The 14,027-nt window shown below is 66.1% G+C and carries 9 protein-coding genes; 8 read left to right on the forward strand and 1 reads right to left on the reverse strand.

Going from position 1 to position 14,027, the window contains the following annotated elements; all coding sequences use genetic code 11:
- Positions 1–176: 176 nt before the first annotated feature.
- The 3 genes from ACFPAH_RS14055 to ACFPAH_RS14065 all read left to right on the forward strand — a co-directional run bounded on the left by ACFPAH_RS14055 (position 177) and on the right by ACFPAH_RS14065 (position 7,173).
- The gene (locus ACFPAH_RS14055) at positions 177–3,755 is read left to right on the forward strand and encodes a transglycosylase domain-containing protein (RefSeq protein WP_379746431.1); all 3,579 of its coding nucleotides are present in this window, start codon (positions 177–179) and stop codon (positions 3,753–3,755) included.
- Position 3,756: 1 nt separating this feature from the next.
- Positions 3,757–5,166, forward strand: a complete 1,410-nt coding sequence (locus tag ACFPAH_RS14060; RefSeq protein ID WP_379746434.1) for a TAXI family TRAP transporter solute-binding subunit — start codon at positions 3,757–3,759, stop codon at positions 5,164–5,166.
- 63 nt (positions 5,167–5,229) lie between these two features.
- Complete coding sequence (locus ACFPAH_RS14065) at positions 5,230–7,173, forward strand: CocE/NonD family hydrolase (RefSeq protein ID WP_379746437.1); 1,944 nt, start codon at positions 5,230–5,232, stop codon at positions 7,171–7,173.
- Positions 7,174–7,316: 143 nt separating this feature from the next.
- Here ACFPAH_RS14065 and ACFPAH_RS14070 read toward each other — a convergent pair whose 3' ends face one another.
- A complete protein-coding gene (locus ACFPAH_RS14070) occupies positions 7,317–7,772 on the reverse strand; it encodes a rhodanese-like domain-containing protein (protein ID WP_379746440.1) in 456 nt (151 codons plus the stop codon).
- Between the two features lie 339 nt (positions 7,773–8,111).
- Between ACFPAH_RS14070 and glnA the strand changes: the two genes are divergently transcribed.
- From glnA to corA, 5 genes are all read left to right on the forward strand, one after another.
- Positions 8,112–9,527 carry a type I glutamate--ammonia ligase gene (gene glnA, locus ACFPAH_RS14075; RefSeq protein ID WP_379746443.1) on the forward strand — a complete coding sequence of 472 codons (1,416 nt, stop codon included), beginning with the start codon at positions 8,112–8,114 and terminating at the stop codon, positions 9,525–9,527.
- A gap of 171 nt (positions 9,528–9,698) precedes the next feature.
- Positions 9,699–10,205 carry a DUF4124 domain-containing protein gene (locus tag ACFPAH_RS14080; protein WP_379746446.1) on the forward strand — a complete coding sequence of 169 codons (507 nt, stop codon included), beginning with the start codon at positions 9,699–9,701 and terminating at the stop codon, positions 10,203–10,205.
- The gene (gene glnL, locus ACFPAH_RS14085) at positions 10,202–11,296 is read left to right on the forward strand and encodes a nitrogen regulation protein NR(II) (protein ID WP_379746449.1); all 1,095 of its coding nucleotides are present in this window, start codon (positions 10,202–10,204) and stop codon (positions 11,294–11,296) included. The genes ACFPAH_RS14080 and glnL overlap by 4 nt, the downstream gene beginning before the upstream one ends.
- Before the next feature lie 71 nt (positions 11,297–11,367).
- Positions 11,368–12,831, forward strand: a complete 1,464-nt coding sequence (gene ntrC, locus ACFPAH_RS14090; protein WP_379746452.1) for a nitrogen regulation protein NR(I) — start codon at positions 11,368–11,370, stop codon at positions 12,829–12,831.
- Positions 12,832–13,058: 227 nt separating this feature from the next.
- Entirely contained in the window at positions 13,059–14,027 is a 969-nt protein-coding gene (gene corA, locus ACFPAH_RS14095) for a magnesium/cobalt transporter CorA (RefSeq protein WP_379746455.1), read from the forward strand.

The raw sequence follows: 14,027 nt of genomic DNA on the forward strand, positions 1-14,027 counted from the left end.
GATGTGGTGGAATGATGGCTTCGGGGGTGGAGAAAACCGCGTGTTTTCGGCACGCTCCCTGGTGAACCAACGACGACCTCGATCACTCGAACAGGCCGGTAAAGTACCCAGTACAGCCGATGGCGAGCAGGTTGACAGGCATTGCAGGAAAAACGATTCAAACCGGTTAAGCCATCATGGAAAGCACTCGCCGTTTCAAACGGCCTCGTAACGTATTTCGCGCGGTGCGCAACCTGCGCACCCGCCCCGACGGCAATGCCGCGCCAGACCTGGACGCGGCGGCCCTGGAGCCGCAGTACGACACCGTCCCCCACCTGTCGCTCGTCACCGGCGTCGCACCCGCGGTCGCCGACGAGCCCGTGGCCGATGGCGCCGGCGAGCTGCCGCCGCCCGAGCCGGAGCGCGAAGGCGAGCCGCCGCGCGGCAAGGGGCGCGGCAAGCGCATCCTGTTCGGCCTGCTGCTGGTGGTCGTGGCCGCCGGTTCGGCCTATGCCGTCTACGAAACCCGTACCTCGACCCTGCAGGCCAAGCTGTTTGCCCGCATGATGGAGGACGTGCACTTCCGCATGGACAAGGGGCCGAGCGACGCGATCCACTTCCCGGCCATGAGCCCCTACGACGCGCGCCTCGGCTACGCGCACATGCCGGCCTTCCTCGACAAGCTCAAGACGCGCGACTACGTCATCGAGTCGCAGGCGCGCATGTCGCCGAAAATGCTGGAACTGGCCGAGCGCGGCCTGTTCGCCACCTACCACGAAAAGACCCGTACCGGCCTCGAGATCCTCGACTGGCACGGCCAGCCGCTGTTCGGCTCGCGCTTCCCCGAGCGCTCCTACGAGCGTTTCGACGACGCGCCCCAGCTGCTGGTGCAAAGCCTGCTGTTCATCGAGAACCGTGAGCTGCTCGACCCGGCCTATCCGAAGCGAAATCCTGCCGTCGAGTGGGACCGCTTCTCGAAAGCCGTCTTCGACAAGATCCTGGCCTCGGTGGGCATGGGCGGCGGCGGGCGCGTCGCCGGCGGTTCCACGCTCGCGACCCAGATCGAAAAATACCGCCATTCGCCGGAAGGGCGCACCGCCTCGCTCGAAGACAAGCTGATCCAGATGGCATCGGCCACGCTGCGCGCCTACCGCGACGGCGAAGACACCACCGGCACCCGGCGCCAGATCGTGCTCGACTACCTGAACACGGTGCCCTTGTCGGCCAAGTCCGGCTACGGCGAAGTCAACGGCATCGGCGACGGCATGTGGGTCTGGTACGGACGCGATTTCGCGAAGGTCGGCGCCGCCCTCAAGGGCCCGATCGACACCCCCGAGGCCGTGCTGATCTACAAGGAAGCGCTGTCGCTGATGATCGCCCAGCGCCGTCCGGCCTACTATCTCGGCGCCGGCAAGGCCGACCTCGAGACGCTCACCGACAGCCACCTGCGCGTGCTGGCCCAGGCCGGCGTGATCACGCCGCAGCTGCGCGACGCCGCGCTGCGCGCCAAGCTGCATCCGGCCCTGCATTCCGGCGTCGAAGCGCCGGCCGCCAACGCTTTCGTGTCGCGCAAGGCCGCCAACGCGGTGCGCAACCACCTCGGCTACATGCTGGGCGAGCCGCGCCTGTACAACCTCGACCGTCTCGACCTGTCGGTCGTGTCGACCCTCGACGGCCAGGCCCAGCAGGCCGTCACCAGCGTGCTGCGCCAGCTCACCACGCCCGAGGCCGCGGCAGCGGCGGGCCTGACCGGCAAGGGCATGCTCGGCAACGGCGACCCGGCCCAGGTGGTCTACAGCTTCACGCTGATGGAGCGCGGCGACAAGGTCAACTACCTGCGCATCCAGACCGACAACTACGACCAGCCGCTCGACATCAACGAGCAGGCCAAGCTCGACCTCGGCTCGACGGCCAAGCTGCGCACGCTCGTCACCTACCTCGACATCTTCGACCAGCTGTACCGCCGCTACGAGCCGCTCGATCCGAAGGCGCTGCGCGCAGTGCGCATCGATCCGAAGGATCGCCTGAGCCAGTGGGCGGTCGAGTACTTCCTGGCGCTGCCGGCGAATGCCGACCGCGGCCTGAAACCGATGCTCGACGCCGCCATGCAGCGCACCTATTCGGCCAATCCGGGCGAAGGCTTCTTCACCGGCGGCGGCCTGCATTACTTCGGCAACTTCAGCAAGCTCGACAACTCGAAGATCATGACGGTGCAGCACGCGCTGCAGCAGTCCACGAACCTGGTGTTCGTGCGCATGATGCGCGACGTGGCGCGCTACTACATGTTCCAGCTGCCGGGCTCCTCGGCCGCCTTGCTGGCCGACGCCAGCGATCCGCGCCGCGCCCAGTACCTGGCGCGCTTCGCCGACAGCGAGGGCAAGACCTTCCTCGCCAAGTTCTGGAACAAGTACAAGGGCAAGACCCCGGCAGAGGTCGATGCCCTGCTGCTGGCGGGCGTGCGTCCGGCCGCCTCGAAGCTGGCAGCGGCGCACCGCACGATCGCGCCGAACGCGACGCTGCAGGAATTCGGCGCCTTCATCGACAAGGCGCTGCCGGCCAACGAGGTCGACCAGGAACGCATCGAGAAGATGTACGACCAGTACGCCCCGGCCAACATGTCGCTGGCCGATCGCGGCTACGTCGCCTCGGTGCACCCGCTCGAACTGTGGCTGGTGGGCTACCTGCGCACCCATCCGAAGGCCGGCTGGAGCGAAGTGGTGGGCGCCAGCGTCAAGGAGCGCCAGGAAGTGTATTCCTGGCTGTTCAAGACCAGCCGCAAGAACGCCCAGGACAAGCGCATTGCCGGCCTGCTCGAGGTCGAGTCCTTCCTCAAGATCCACGCCCAGTGGAAGAAGATGGGCTACCCGTTCGACTCGCTGGTGCCCTCGTATGCGACGACCCTGGGCGCCTCGGCCGACCGGCCGGCCGCGCTGGCCGAACTGATGGGCATCATCATCAACGGCGGCGTGCGCAAACCCGTCGAGCGCATCGATTCGATGCACTTTGCCAAGAACACGCCTTACGAGACCCTGGTCAAGCGTTCGGCGAAGGTCGAGCACGAAGTGGTGTTGTCGCCGGAAGTGGCGCGCACCGTGGCCGACGCCATCCGCGGCGTCGTTTCGGACGGCACCGCCAAGCGCGTCAAGACGGCGTTCGCCACGGCCGACGGCAACATCATCGCCCTGGGCGGCAAGACCGGCACCGGCGACCAGCGCTTCGACGTGTATGCGCGCGGCGGGCGCCTGATCGAGTCGCGCTACGTGAACCGCTCGGCGACCTTCGTGTTCAACATCGGCGAGCGCTTCTTCGGCACCATGACCGCCTATGTGGCCGGCCCGCAGTCGGAACACTACGACTTCACCAGCGCGCTGCCCGTGCAGCTGCTCACCACGCTGGCGCCGAGCCTGATGCCGATGATCGAAGCCTCGCGTGGCGGCGTCTCGGCGCAGTTGCTGCAGCCGCAGCCGCAGAAGGTGGCGCCGCAGTTGGCGCAAACGCAGCCGGCGCAGCCGCAGCCGGCGGCTGCCGAGCCGGCGCCAAGGCCAGAGCCGAAACCGCAGCCTGCGGAGCCGAAGGCGAAGGTGGCAGAGCCGAAGCCGAAGGTGGCAGAGCCGAAGCCGAAGGTGGCAGAGCCGAAGCCGACGCCGGCAGAGCCGAAGAGCGCCGAGCCCAAGCCGAAGGCGGCGGAGTCGAAGCCGGTGCAAGCGAAGCCGAAGCCGAAGCAGCAGGAGCAGCAAGAGCAGCCTGAGCAGACGCGGCCGCAGACCCTTTTCTGAGGTGAGAAAAACACCGACTGGCGAACGGGCGCGCCGGGCCAGCCAGCGCGCCGTTTCGCGCATCCGCAACTTCAGCTTCGTGTCCCTGCGCGACCTGCTGGTCGCCGCCGGGCCGACGATCCTCCTGGTGGGGCTGGCCTGCTTCATCGCCTGGCTGCTGGTCGACCCGGCGCCGCCACGCCAGGTGCGCCTGGCGACCGGACAGGAAAACAGCGCCTACGAGGCCTTCGGCAAGCAGTACGCGCAGCAGCTCGAGCGCGACGGCATCGCGGTGACGCTCCAGCCCTCGCTCGGCTCGCACGAAAACCTCGAACTCCTCAAGCGCGGCGAGGCCGACATCGCCTTCGTGCAAAGCGGCTCGACCAGCGAGGAGCAGGCCGGCCAGCTCGGCCTCGTCTCGCTGGGCAGCCTGTTTACGGAACCGGTCTGGCTGTTCCTGAGGGATTCGGTCAAGACGAATAACCTGACCGGCCTGCGCGGCCTGCGCATCAACCTGGGGCCGGAAGGCACCGGCGTGCCGACCCTGTTTCGCCAGGTGCTGGCCGTGAACGGGGTCGAGCCGGGCGAACTGGCTATCGGCGCGCTCGAGAACACCCCGGCCACCGTCGAACTGCTGGCCGGGCGCATCGACGGCCTCGTCTTCAGCTCGGCGCCGGAAGCGCCGCTGATCCAGATGCTGCTGCAAACGCCGGGCATCCGCCTGTTCAACTTTTCGCAGGCCGAGGCCTATACGCGGCGCTTGCCCTTCCTGACCCACGTGACGCTGCCGCGCGGGATCGTCGACCTCGGGCGCGACATCCCGGCCCAGGACTATCACCTGATTGCGCCGACCGCGACCCTGGTCGCGCGCGAAGACCTGCATCCGGCCCTGGTCGACCTGTTCGTGAAGGCGGCCGTCGAGATCCACGGCGGGGCAGGGTGGTTCCAGCAGCAGGGCCAGTTCCCGTCGCCGAAATACACCGAGATTCCCGTGTCGGAGGAGGCGGCCAAGTACTACCGCGACGGCCCGCCCTTCCTGCAGCGCTACATGAGCTTCTGGCTGGCCAACCTGTTCGACCGGCTGTGGGTGATCGTGGTGGCGCTGGCGGCGCTGGTGATCCCCCTGTCTAAGATCGTGCCGCCGCTCTACGTCTGGCGGGTGCGCTCGCGCGTCTACCGCTGGTACGGCGAACTGCGCGCCGTCGAGCAGGCCTGGGAAGACGTGCAGGAGGGGCAGGATGCGTCCCGGCTCGGGATCGTGCGGGAAGACCTGCTGCGCCGCCTCGACGACATCGAGGACAGCGTCAACCACATCTCGATTCCGCTGGCCTATGCCGACGGGCTGTATGGCCTGCGCGGCCACATCAATATCGTGCGCCAGCGCGTGTTGGCCAAGGCCACGGCCGGACTGGATGGTGGGTTGACCGAATAACAATTCTTGATGGAATCAGTTTACACTGGCCGCCCGTGTATGTTGTTTCCGAAAGAATCCACCATGCGTCATCCGCTTTCCCTCCTGGCCCTCGGCATTGCGCTGGCGCTCGGCGCCCCGCATGCGCCCGCGCACAGTGCCGAGGCCCCCGCCGCCAAGCGCAGCCTGCGCGAAACCTATACCAAGTACGAATACCGCATCCCGATGCGCGACGGCGTGACCCTGTTCACCGCCGTCTACGTGCCGAAGGACAGTTCGCGCAGCTATCCCTTCCTGATGCAGCGCACCCCGTACAGCGCCGGCGTGCAGGCCCAGGGCGAACTGCGCTACGGCGTCGACTGGTATCCGGAGGCGATCGGACCCTCGCGCGAATTCGAGGACGCCGGCTATATCTTCGTGAAGCAGGACGTGCGCGGGCGCTACATGTCGGAAGGCAAATGGCAGGAGATGACGCCCCATGCGCAGGCGAAACGCGCCGCCGGCGAAGGGACCGAAAGCCAGGACATGCACGACACGGTGGCCTGGCTGCTCAAGAACGTTCCGAACCATAACGGCAAGGTCGGCATCTACGGCATCAGCTATCCGGGCTTTTATACGGCGGCCAGCATCATCGACTCGCACCCGGCCATCAAGGCGGCTTCGCCCCAGGCGCCGATTGCCGACCTGTACATGGGCGACGACTCGTACCACGGCGGCGCTTTCATGCTGGCGGCGAACTTCGATTTCTATGCGGCGTTCACCGAGGCCCCGAACCCGACGCCGCTGCCGAAGACGCGTGCGGACTTCGACTACGGCGAGACCGACGGCTACGACTTTTTCCTCAAGCGCCTGACGCTGCCCAACATCGTGGCCAGCATGAGCGAGCAGCAGCGTGCGCTCTTCATGCCGAACGTCGAACACGACACCTACGACGCCTTCTGGCAATCGCGCGCCATCGCGCCGCACCTGAAAAACGTCAAGGCGGCCGTGCTGACGGTGGGCGGCTGGTTCGACGCGGAAGACCCGCAAGGCCCGTTCACCACCTACAGCGCCATCGAAAAACAGAACCCGGGCATCGTCAACGCCCTCGTCATGGGACCGTGGGTGCACGGCGGCTGGGCGCGCGGGGAGGGGGCCCGCCTCGGGCACGTCGGCTTCGATGCGAAGACGTCCGAGTACTTCCGCAAGGAGCTGCAGTTCCCGTTCTTCGAGCAGCACCTGAAGGGCGTGAAGCCGGCCGCCAGCCTGGCCGAGGTCACCGCCTTCGAGACCGGCAGCAACGTCTGGCGCCGCTACGCCGCCTGGCCGCCGGTGCAGGCCAAAGCGCGCACCCTGTACTTCGGCGCCGACGGCAAGCTCGGCTGGCAGCAGCCTGCTTCATCGAGCGGCGCCGGCTACGACGAATACGTGGCCGACCCGCGCAAACCGGTGCCCTTCATCGGCTACCCGGCAACCGGCGTTCCGCGCGAATACATGGTCTCCGACCAGCGTTTCGCGGCCAGGCGGCCCGACGTGCTGGTCTATCAAAGCGAGGTGCTGGAAGAGGACGTGACGATCGTCGGCCCGGTCAGGCCCAAGCTGTTCGTCTCGACCACCGGGACCGACGCCGACTGGGTCGTCAAACTGATCGACGTCTACCCGGCATCCTACCCGCAGCCCCAGCCTGAGCGGCGCGGCAGCGACGTCCCGCCCCCTGGCGTGGAAATGGGCGGCTACCAGCAGCTGGTGCGCGGTAATCCGCTGCGCGGCAAGTTCCGCCACGGCTACGAGAAGCCGGTGCCCTTCACGCCCGGCAAAGTGGAGGCGGTCGACTTCGAGATCGGCCAGGTCAACCACACCTTCCGCCGCGGCCATCGCATCATGGTGCAGGTGCAAAGCTCATGGTTCCCGCTGGTCGACCTGAACCCGCAAACGTTTACGTCGATCCCGCGCGCGAAGCCGGAGGATTTTAAAAAGGCGACCCAGCGCGTCTACCGCGCGCCGGACACGCCGTCCGGCCTGCAGGTGCTGGTGCTGCCGCGGAATTGACGTAGGGTGGGCGGCTATACCGGAACGGGTGCATTCACGCTACTTGGAAGCCGCCCACGCGTTCAACTATCAGACGAACAATCGCGAACGATCATCCGTGCGTTGGACGCGTGGACGGCAGAGCCGTTCACCCTACATTCCGTTCACGCCCCGATCCAGGGCAGGCCCGCCTTGCACCAGCCGCCCACCGTCTTGCGATGGCCTTCGGCATCGCGGTCGCCCTCGAAGCCTTCCAGGATGTCGAAGGAATTGGCGTAGCCGAGCTCGGTCGCCACGCGCGCGCCATGGCGCGAACGCACGCCGGAGCGGCACAGGAACAGCAGGACCTCGTCCTTGCCTGCTACCTGCGCCAGCTGCTCGCCGAACTGGGGATTGGGCTGGCCGCCGGGATAGCTGGCCCACTGTACCGCCACGTGCTGGGGCTCGGGGACGGCCACGCGCCCGACCCAATCGCGCTCGGCGTTGGTGCGGACGTCGACGATTTTCACTTTCGGATCGGACTGGAGCAGGGTGAATGCTTCCTGCGGCGTCACGGCGCCGGCATAGGCTTGTCCGGGCGCCCGGGTGCGCGCCGTGGCGAGGATGTCTTCGGTTGTCATGTTGTTTCCTTGAAGGGTGATGCGCACCGCATTGGTGGCGGACTTGCTGAAACGGTGCGCCGTGCCTCAAAATGGTGCGCTTTGGCCAATATGCACCAAAATGGTGCAAAGGATGGGCTGCCGTGCACCGCGCTGCAAAACCGTGGCCTGGAGATTTTATGGTTAAACTCTCGGGTTGCCAAAGAACGATTGCGTATTTGTTCATGCCAGGAGGCCGGGAACGCATCTGGCACAGTTCCTGCATTAACCGTAGCAAGCAGGCCGCAGGCAGGCTGGACTGGCCGACAAGGCCATCGCCCAGGACCTGGCGAGGCAACCATTTTCAATTAGGAGAAACGCATGGCAAAGACCGCCGCAGATGTGATGCAGATGGTGAAGGACAACGAAGTCAAGTTCGTTGATTTCCGCTTCGCGGATACCCGTGGTAAAGAGCAGCACGTCACCGTCCCAGTGTCGCACTTCGACCTCGACAAGTTCGAGTCGGGCCACGCGTTCGACGGCTCCTCGATCGCCGGGTGGAAGGGCATCGAAGCATCGGACATGATCCTGATGCCGGACCCTTCCACCGCGAACCTCGATCCGTTCATGGAAGAAACCACCCTGTTCATGCAGTGCGACGTGATCGAACCGTCGGACGGCAAGGGCTATGACCGCGATCCGCGCTCGATCGCCAAGCGCGCCGAAGCCTACCTGAAGTCGACCGGCCTGGGCGACACCGCCTTCTTCGGCCCGGAGCCCGAATTCTTCATCTTCGACGCCATTCGCTGGAAGATCGACATGTCGGGCTGCTTCGTGAAGATCGACTCCGAGGAAGCCTCGTGGTCGACCGACGCCAAGATCGAAGGCGGCAACAGCGGCCATCGTCCGGCGGTCAAGGGCGGTTATTTCCCGGTGCCGCCGGTCGACAGCTTCCAGGACATGCGCTCGGAAATGTGCCTGATCCTCGAATCGCTGGGCATCCCGGTCGAAGTGCACCACCATGAAGTGGCCGGCGCCGGCCAGAACGAAATCGGCACCCGCTTCTCGACCCTGGTCGAGCGCGCCGACTGGACCCAGAACATGAAATACGTGATCTGGAACGTCGCCCACAGCTACGGCAAGACCGCCACCTTCATGCCGAAGCCGATCAACGGCGACAACGGCTCGGGCATGCACGTGCACCAGTCGATCTGGAAGGACGGCAAGAACCTGTTCGCGGGCGACGGTTATGCCGGCCTGTCGGAAACGGCTCTGTTCTACATCGGCGGCATCATCAAGCACGCCAAGGCCCTGAACGCGATCACCAACCCGGGCACCAACTCGTACAAGCGCCTGGTGCCGGGCTACGAAGCGCCCGTGAAACTGGCGTATTCGGCCAAGAACCGCTCGGCCTCGATCCGCATCCCGCACGTGGCGAACCCGAAGGGCCGCCGCATCGAAGTGCGCTTCCCGGACCCGCTGGCCAACGTCTACCTGTGCTTCGCCGCGCTGCTGATGGCGGGCCTGGACGGCATCCAGAACAAGATCCACCCGGGCGAAGCCGCCTCGAAGGACCTGTACCACCTGCCGCCGGAAGAAGACAAGCTGATCCCGACCGTCTGCGCATCGCTGGAAGAAGCGCTCGAAGCCCTGAACGCGGACCGCGAGTTCCTGACCCGCGGCGGCGTCTTCAGCGACAACATGATCGATGCCTACATCGACCTCAAGATGCAGGAAGTGCAGCGCATGCGCATGACCCCGCATCCGGTCGAATTCGACATGTACTACTCGGCTTGATCGCCATTCAATAATACTGTTGCTCTACGGCATCAAAAGCTGTAAGCGAAGGTAACAAACGCGGGGAAGGCCAGGGGCTTTCCCCGCGTTTTTTGCTGGATGCGGTATATTCAGCCCCACTTCCACCCTGCACGCCATGCCGTGCTGCTTCTACCGATGCGAACGATTAAGATGGATTTTCGCCGCGGCGCCGCGCTCCTCGCGGGCGGGCTGGCGCTGCAGTGTTCCCTGCTGGCCCAGGCCCAGGTCTACCGCTGTACCGACGCCAACGGCAACAAGCTCTACACCGACACGAAGAAGGGTAATTGCGAGCTGATCGACTCGGGCCCCGCGCCGCGCCCGCCGGCGGCCTCGCCGATGATCCCGTCGGTGCGCCCGAACGCCGCGCCGGCGCCCGCCGCCGGCACGCCGAGCCCGAATAACTTCCCGCGCGTCGACACTTCCCAGCAGCGCGCCCGCGACGACGACCGCCGCGAGATCCTGAACGAGGAACTGCGCGCCGAAGAGAAAAAGCTGGCCGACCTCAAGGCCGTCTTCAAGAACGGCGAGCCAGAGCGGCAGGGCAACGAGCGCAACTACGCCAAATACCAGGAACGCGTCGGCCAGATGCGCGACGACATCAACCGCACCGAGCGCAACATCGAAGCGCTGCGGCGCGAGATCGCCAACGTCCGATGAGCGCACCCGCCAGCACGCAGCCGGCCGGCATGCAGCCAGCCCGCTTTGCAGGCCTGGAACTGCTGGCCTCCAGCGTGCTGCTGGTCGATGCGCTTGACCACGTCGCCTATGCCAACCCGGCCGCCGAGAACCTGCTCGACGCCTCGCTGAAAAACCTGTCGCGCCAGACCCTCTCCAGCCTGTTTTCCAATGGCGCCGAACTGGCCGCGCTGTGCGCCCAGGCGCGCGCCCACCAGTATGCCGACCTGCGCCAGGACCTGGCGCTGGCGCGCCCCGGGCGCGAGCTCCTGCACGTGCATTCGATCGCCAGCGCCCTGGGAGAAGGCGAGGTGCTGATCGAGCTGCGCGAGAACGTCCAGCAGTTAAAGCTCGACCGCGAGGAGCGCTTCCTCGACCAGAGCCAGGCCAACAAGGAACTGATCCGCAACCTGGCCCACGAAATCAAGAACCCGCTGGGCGGCATCCGCGGCGCGGCGCAGCTGCTCGAACTCGAGCTGCCGCCGCTGCACCTGGGCGAACTGAAGGAATACACGCAGGTCATCATCAAGGAAGCAGACCGCCTGCAGACCCTGGTCGACCGCCTGCTCGCGCCGCACCGCAAGCCCCACATCGTCGGCGACGTCAACATCCACGAAGTGTGCGAGCGCGTGCGCAGCCTTGTGCTGGCCGAGTTCCCCAACGGCCTGGCGATCCGGCGCGACTACGACGCCTCGATTCCCGAGTTCCGCGGCGACAAGGAGCAGCTGATCCAGGCGGTCCTGAACATCGTCCACAACGCTGCCCAGGCGCTCTCCGGCCGCATCGCGGCGGGCGACGCCGAGATCGTCCTGCGCACCCGGGTGGCGCGCCAGGTGACGCTGGCCAAGGTCCGCTACGGGCTGGCATTAGATTTGCATATCATCGACAATGGACCGGGCATCGCACCGGAAATCCGCGACCGTATCTTCTATCCGCTGGTGTCGGGCAGGGATGGCGGAAGCGGCCTGGGGCTGACGCTGGCGCAAACCTTCGTGCAGCAGCACCAGGGGATGATCGAGTGCGAAAGCCGGCCTGGGCTGACGGATTTCCGGATCCTGCTGCCGCTGCCTTGAGCGCATGTTCAGGTGAGCGCAGCGCATCCGCCGCGTCCAACATTGGAGTCCACCGCGGAAAGCACGAACACATGAAACCAATCTGGATTGTCGACGACGACGCATCGATCCGCTGGGTGCTGGAAAAAGCCCTCGCGCGCGAGAATTTGGAGACCCGCAGCTTCGCCAACGCGCGCGATGCCCTGGCCGCCTTCGAACACGACACGCCGCAGGTGCTGGTGTCGGACATCCGCATGCCCGGCGAATCGGGCATCGACCTGCTGCAGGCGGTCAAGGAGCGCAGGCCCAGCCTGCCGGTCATCATCATCACCGCCTTTTCCGACCTCGACTCGGCCGTCGCCTCGTTCCAGGGCGGCGCCTTCGATTACCTCGCCAAGCCCTTCGACATCGACAAGGCCGTCTCCCTGATCCGGCGCGCCCTCGAGGAAAGCCTGCGCGAGGCGAGCGTGGAAGCCGCGCCCGCCGAGACCCCGGAAATCCTGGGCGTGGCGCCGGCGATGCAGGAAGTGTTCCGCGCAATCGGCCGCCTGTCGCAGTCGAACGTCACCGTCCTGATCACGGGCGAATCGGGCACCGGCAAGGAGCTCGTCGCGCGCGCCCTGCACAAGCACAGTCCGCGCGCGCGCCAGCCCTTCATTGCGCTGAACACGGCGGCGATCCCGAAGGACCTGCTCGAGTCGGAGCTGTTCGGCCACGAGCGCGGCGCGTTTACGGGCGCGCAGGCAATGCGGCGCGGCCGCTTCGAGCAGGCCGAGGAGGGCACCCTGTTCCTGGATGAAATCGGGGACATGCCATTCGATTTACAAACTCGCCTTCTGCGGGTGCTCTCGGACGGCCATTTCTACCGCGTCGGCGGCCACCAGCCCGTGAAAGCGAATGTGCGCGTGATCGCGGCGACCCACCAGAACCTGGAGCAGCGCGTGCGCGACGGCCTGTTTCGCGAAGATTTATATCACCGCCTGAACGTGATCCGCCTGCGCCTGCCCAGCCTGCGCGAGCGGCGCGAGGACATCCCCTTGTTGGCGCGCCACTTCCTGGTGCAGAGCGCCCGCCAACTGGGCGTCGAGCCCAAGCGCATGAGCGAGGGCGCGATGCGTTTCCTCTCGAGCCTGGAACTGCCCGGCAACGTGCGCCAGCTGGAAAACCTGTGCAACTGGATCACGGTGATGGCCCCGGGCCAGACGGTCGAGGTCAAGGACCTGCCGCGCGACCTGACCCAGGCGCCGCCGCCGGACAGCCAGCCTGCGCCGGCCCCGCTGCCCGACGCCGCCGCGGCGCCGGCGACGCTGTCGACCCCGCCCTCGCCGGACGGCTGGACCGGCCTGCTGGAACTGCAGGCCGCGAGCATGCTCAGTGCCGGCCAGTTCGAAGTCATGGACACGCTCGGCAAGCAGTTCGAGTCGGTGCTGATCAAGGCCGCCCTGAAGCACACGCACGGGCGCAAGAACGACGCCGCGATGCGCCTCGGGATCGGGCGCAACACGATCACGCGCAAGATCGTCGAACTGGGCATCGACGGGGCGCGCGAGGAATAGGCGTAGGGTGGACGGCTCCACCCTCGTGCTTGATCGATCCGAAACCTTGACGCCGTCCACGCGTTCAACCGACTCCAGAAACCTCGCGTCGTTTCATGGGATGGTTGGACGCGTGGGCGGCGCGACAGCCGCGTGCACGCAAGCTTCACGGTCGAGCCGCCCACCCTACGGAATCACGGCCCGGATAGTGTAAGCTCTCGCATCCGCCGTCCCATCCATTTCGCCCCATGCTGATCAACTGCGTCGCCTACCAGGAAGGCAAGAAACTGTCCGATATCCCGGTTGCGGATATCAGCGAATACCTGAAGCAGCCCGGCTGTTTCGTCTGGGTCGCGCTGCGCGATCCCGAGCCGCAAGAGCTGGCCGAGATGCAGCAGGAATTCGACCTGCACGAACTGGCCGTCGAAGACGCCTCGCGCGGCCACCAGCGTCCGAAACTCGAAGAGTATGGCGATTCGCTGTTCACGGTCGTGCATACCGTGAACCTGAACGGCGACGACCTGGTGTCCGGCGAAGTCGCCATTTTCGCCGGCCCGAATTACGTGCTCTCGGTGCGGCGCGATGCGACCCAGGGCTTCCTCGGCGTGCGCAAGCGCGCCGAGCGCGAGCCGCGCCTGCTGAAAATGGGGTCCGGCTTCGTGCTGTACGCGCTGATGGACGCCGTCGTCGACCGTTACTTCCCGGTGGTCGACAAGCTCGAGTCCGACCTCGAGTCGATCGAGGACCGCATCTTCGGCGGCCAGGGCGCGCAGCGCGACAACATCGAGCGCCTGTACGACCTGAAGCGCAATACCCTGGTGCTGCGCCACGCCGTCATTCCGCTGCTCGACGCGGTCGGGCGCCTGCACGGCGGCCGGGTGCCGAGCATCGCCAGCGATACCCAGGATTATTTCCGCGACATCCACGACCACCTGCTGCGCATCTCGGGCCGCCTCGACACCATCCGCGACACCATCGCCACCGCGATCCAGGTCACGCTGTCGATGGTCTCGATCGAGGAAAACGACATCAACAAGAAGCTCGCCGCCTACGCCGCGATCTTCGCGGTGTTTACCGCCTTTGCCGGGGTCTGGGGCATGAACTTCGAGTTCATGCCCGAGCTGAAATGGCGATACGGCTATCCGACCGCCGTCGGGATCATGGTCGGCGTCTGCGGATACCTCTACTACCGATTCAGAAAATCAGGGTGGTTATAA

The organism is Massilia sp. GCM10023247, assembly GCF_042653325.1.
Lineage (GTDB): Bacteria > Pseudomonadota > Gammaproteobacteria > Burkholderiales > Burkholderiaceae_D > Telluria.

Coding starts and splice junctions, on each gene's coding strand:
- glnL (WP_379746449.1), top strand. CDS start 10,202: ATGAGCGCACCCGCCAGCACGCAGCCGGCCGGCATGCAGCCAGCCCGC.
- ACFPAH_RS14080 (WP_379746446.1), top strand. CDS start 9,699: ATGGATTTTCGCCGCGGCGCCGCGCTCCTCGCGGGCGGGCTGGCGCTG.
- ACFPAH_RS14065 (WP_379746437.1), top strand. CDS start 5,230: ATGCGTCATCCGCTTTCCCTCCTGGCCCTCGGCATTGCGCTGGCGCTC.
- ACFPAH_RS14070 (WP_379746440.1), bottom strand. CDS start 7,772: ATGACAACCGAAGACATCCTCGCCACGGCGCGCACCCGGGCGCCCGGA.
- ntrC (WP_379746452.1), top strand. CDS start 11,368: ATGAAACCAATCTGGATTGTCGACGACGACGCATCGATCCGCTGGGTG.
- ACFPAH_RS14055 (WP_379746431.1), top strand. CDS start 177: ATGGAAAGCACTCGCCGTTTCAAACGGCCTCGTAACGTATTTCGCGCG.
- corA (WP_379746455.1), top strand. CDS start 13,059: ATGCTGATCAACTGCGTCGCCTACCAGGAAGGCAAGAAACTGTCCGAT.
- glnA (WP_379746443.1), top strand. CDS start 8,112: ATGGCAAAGACCGCCGCAGATGTGATGCAGATGGTGAAGGACAACGAA.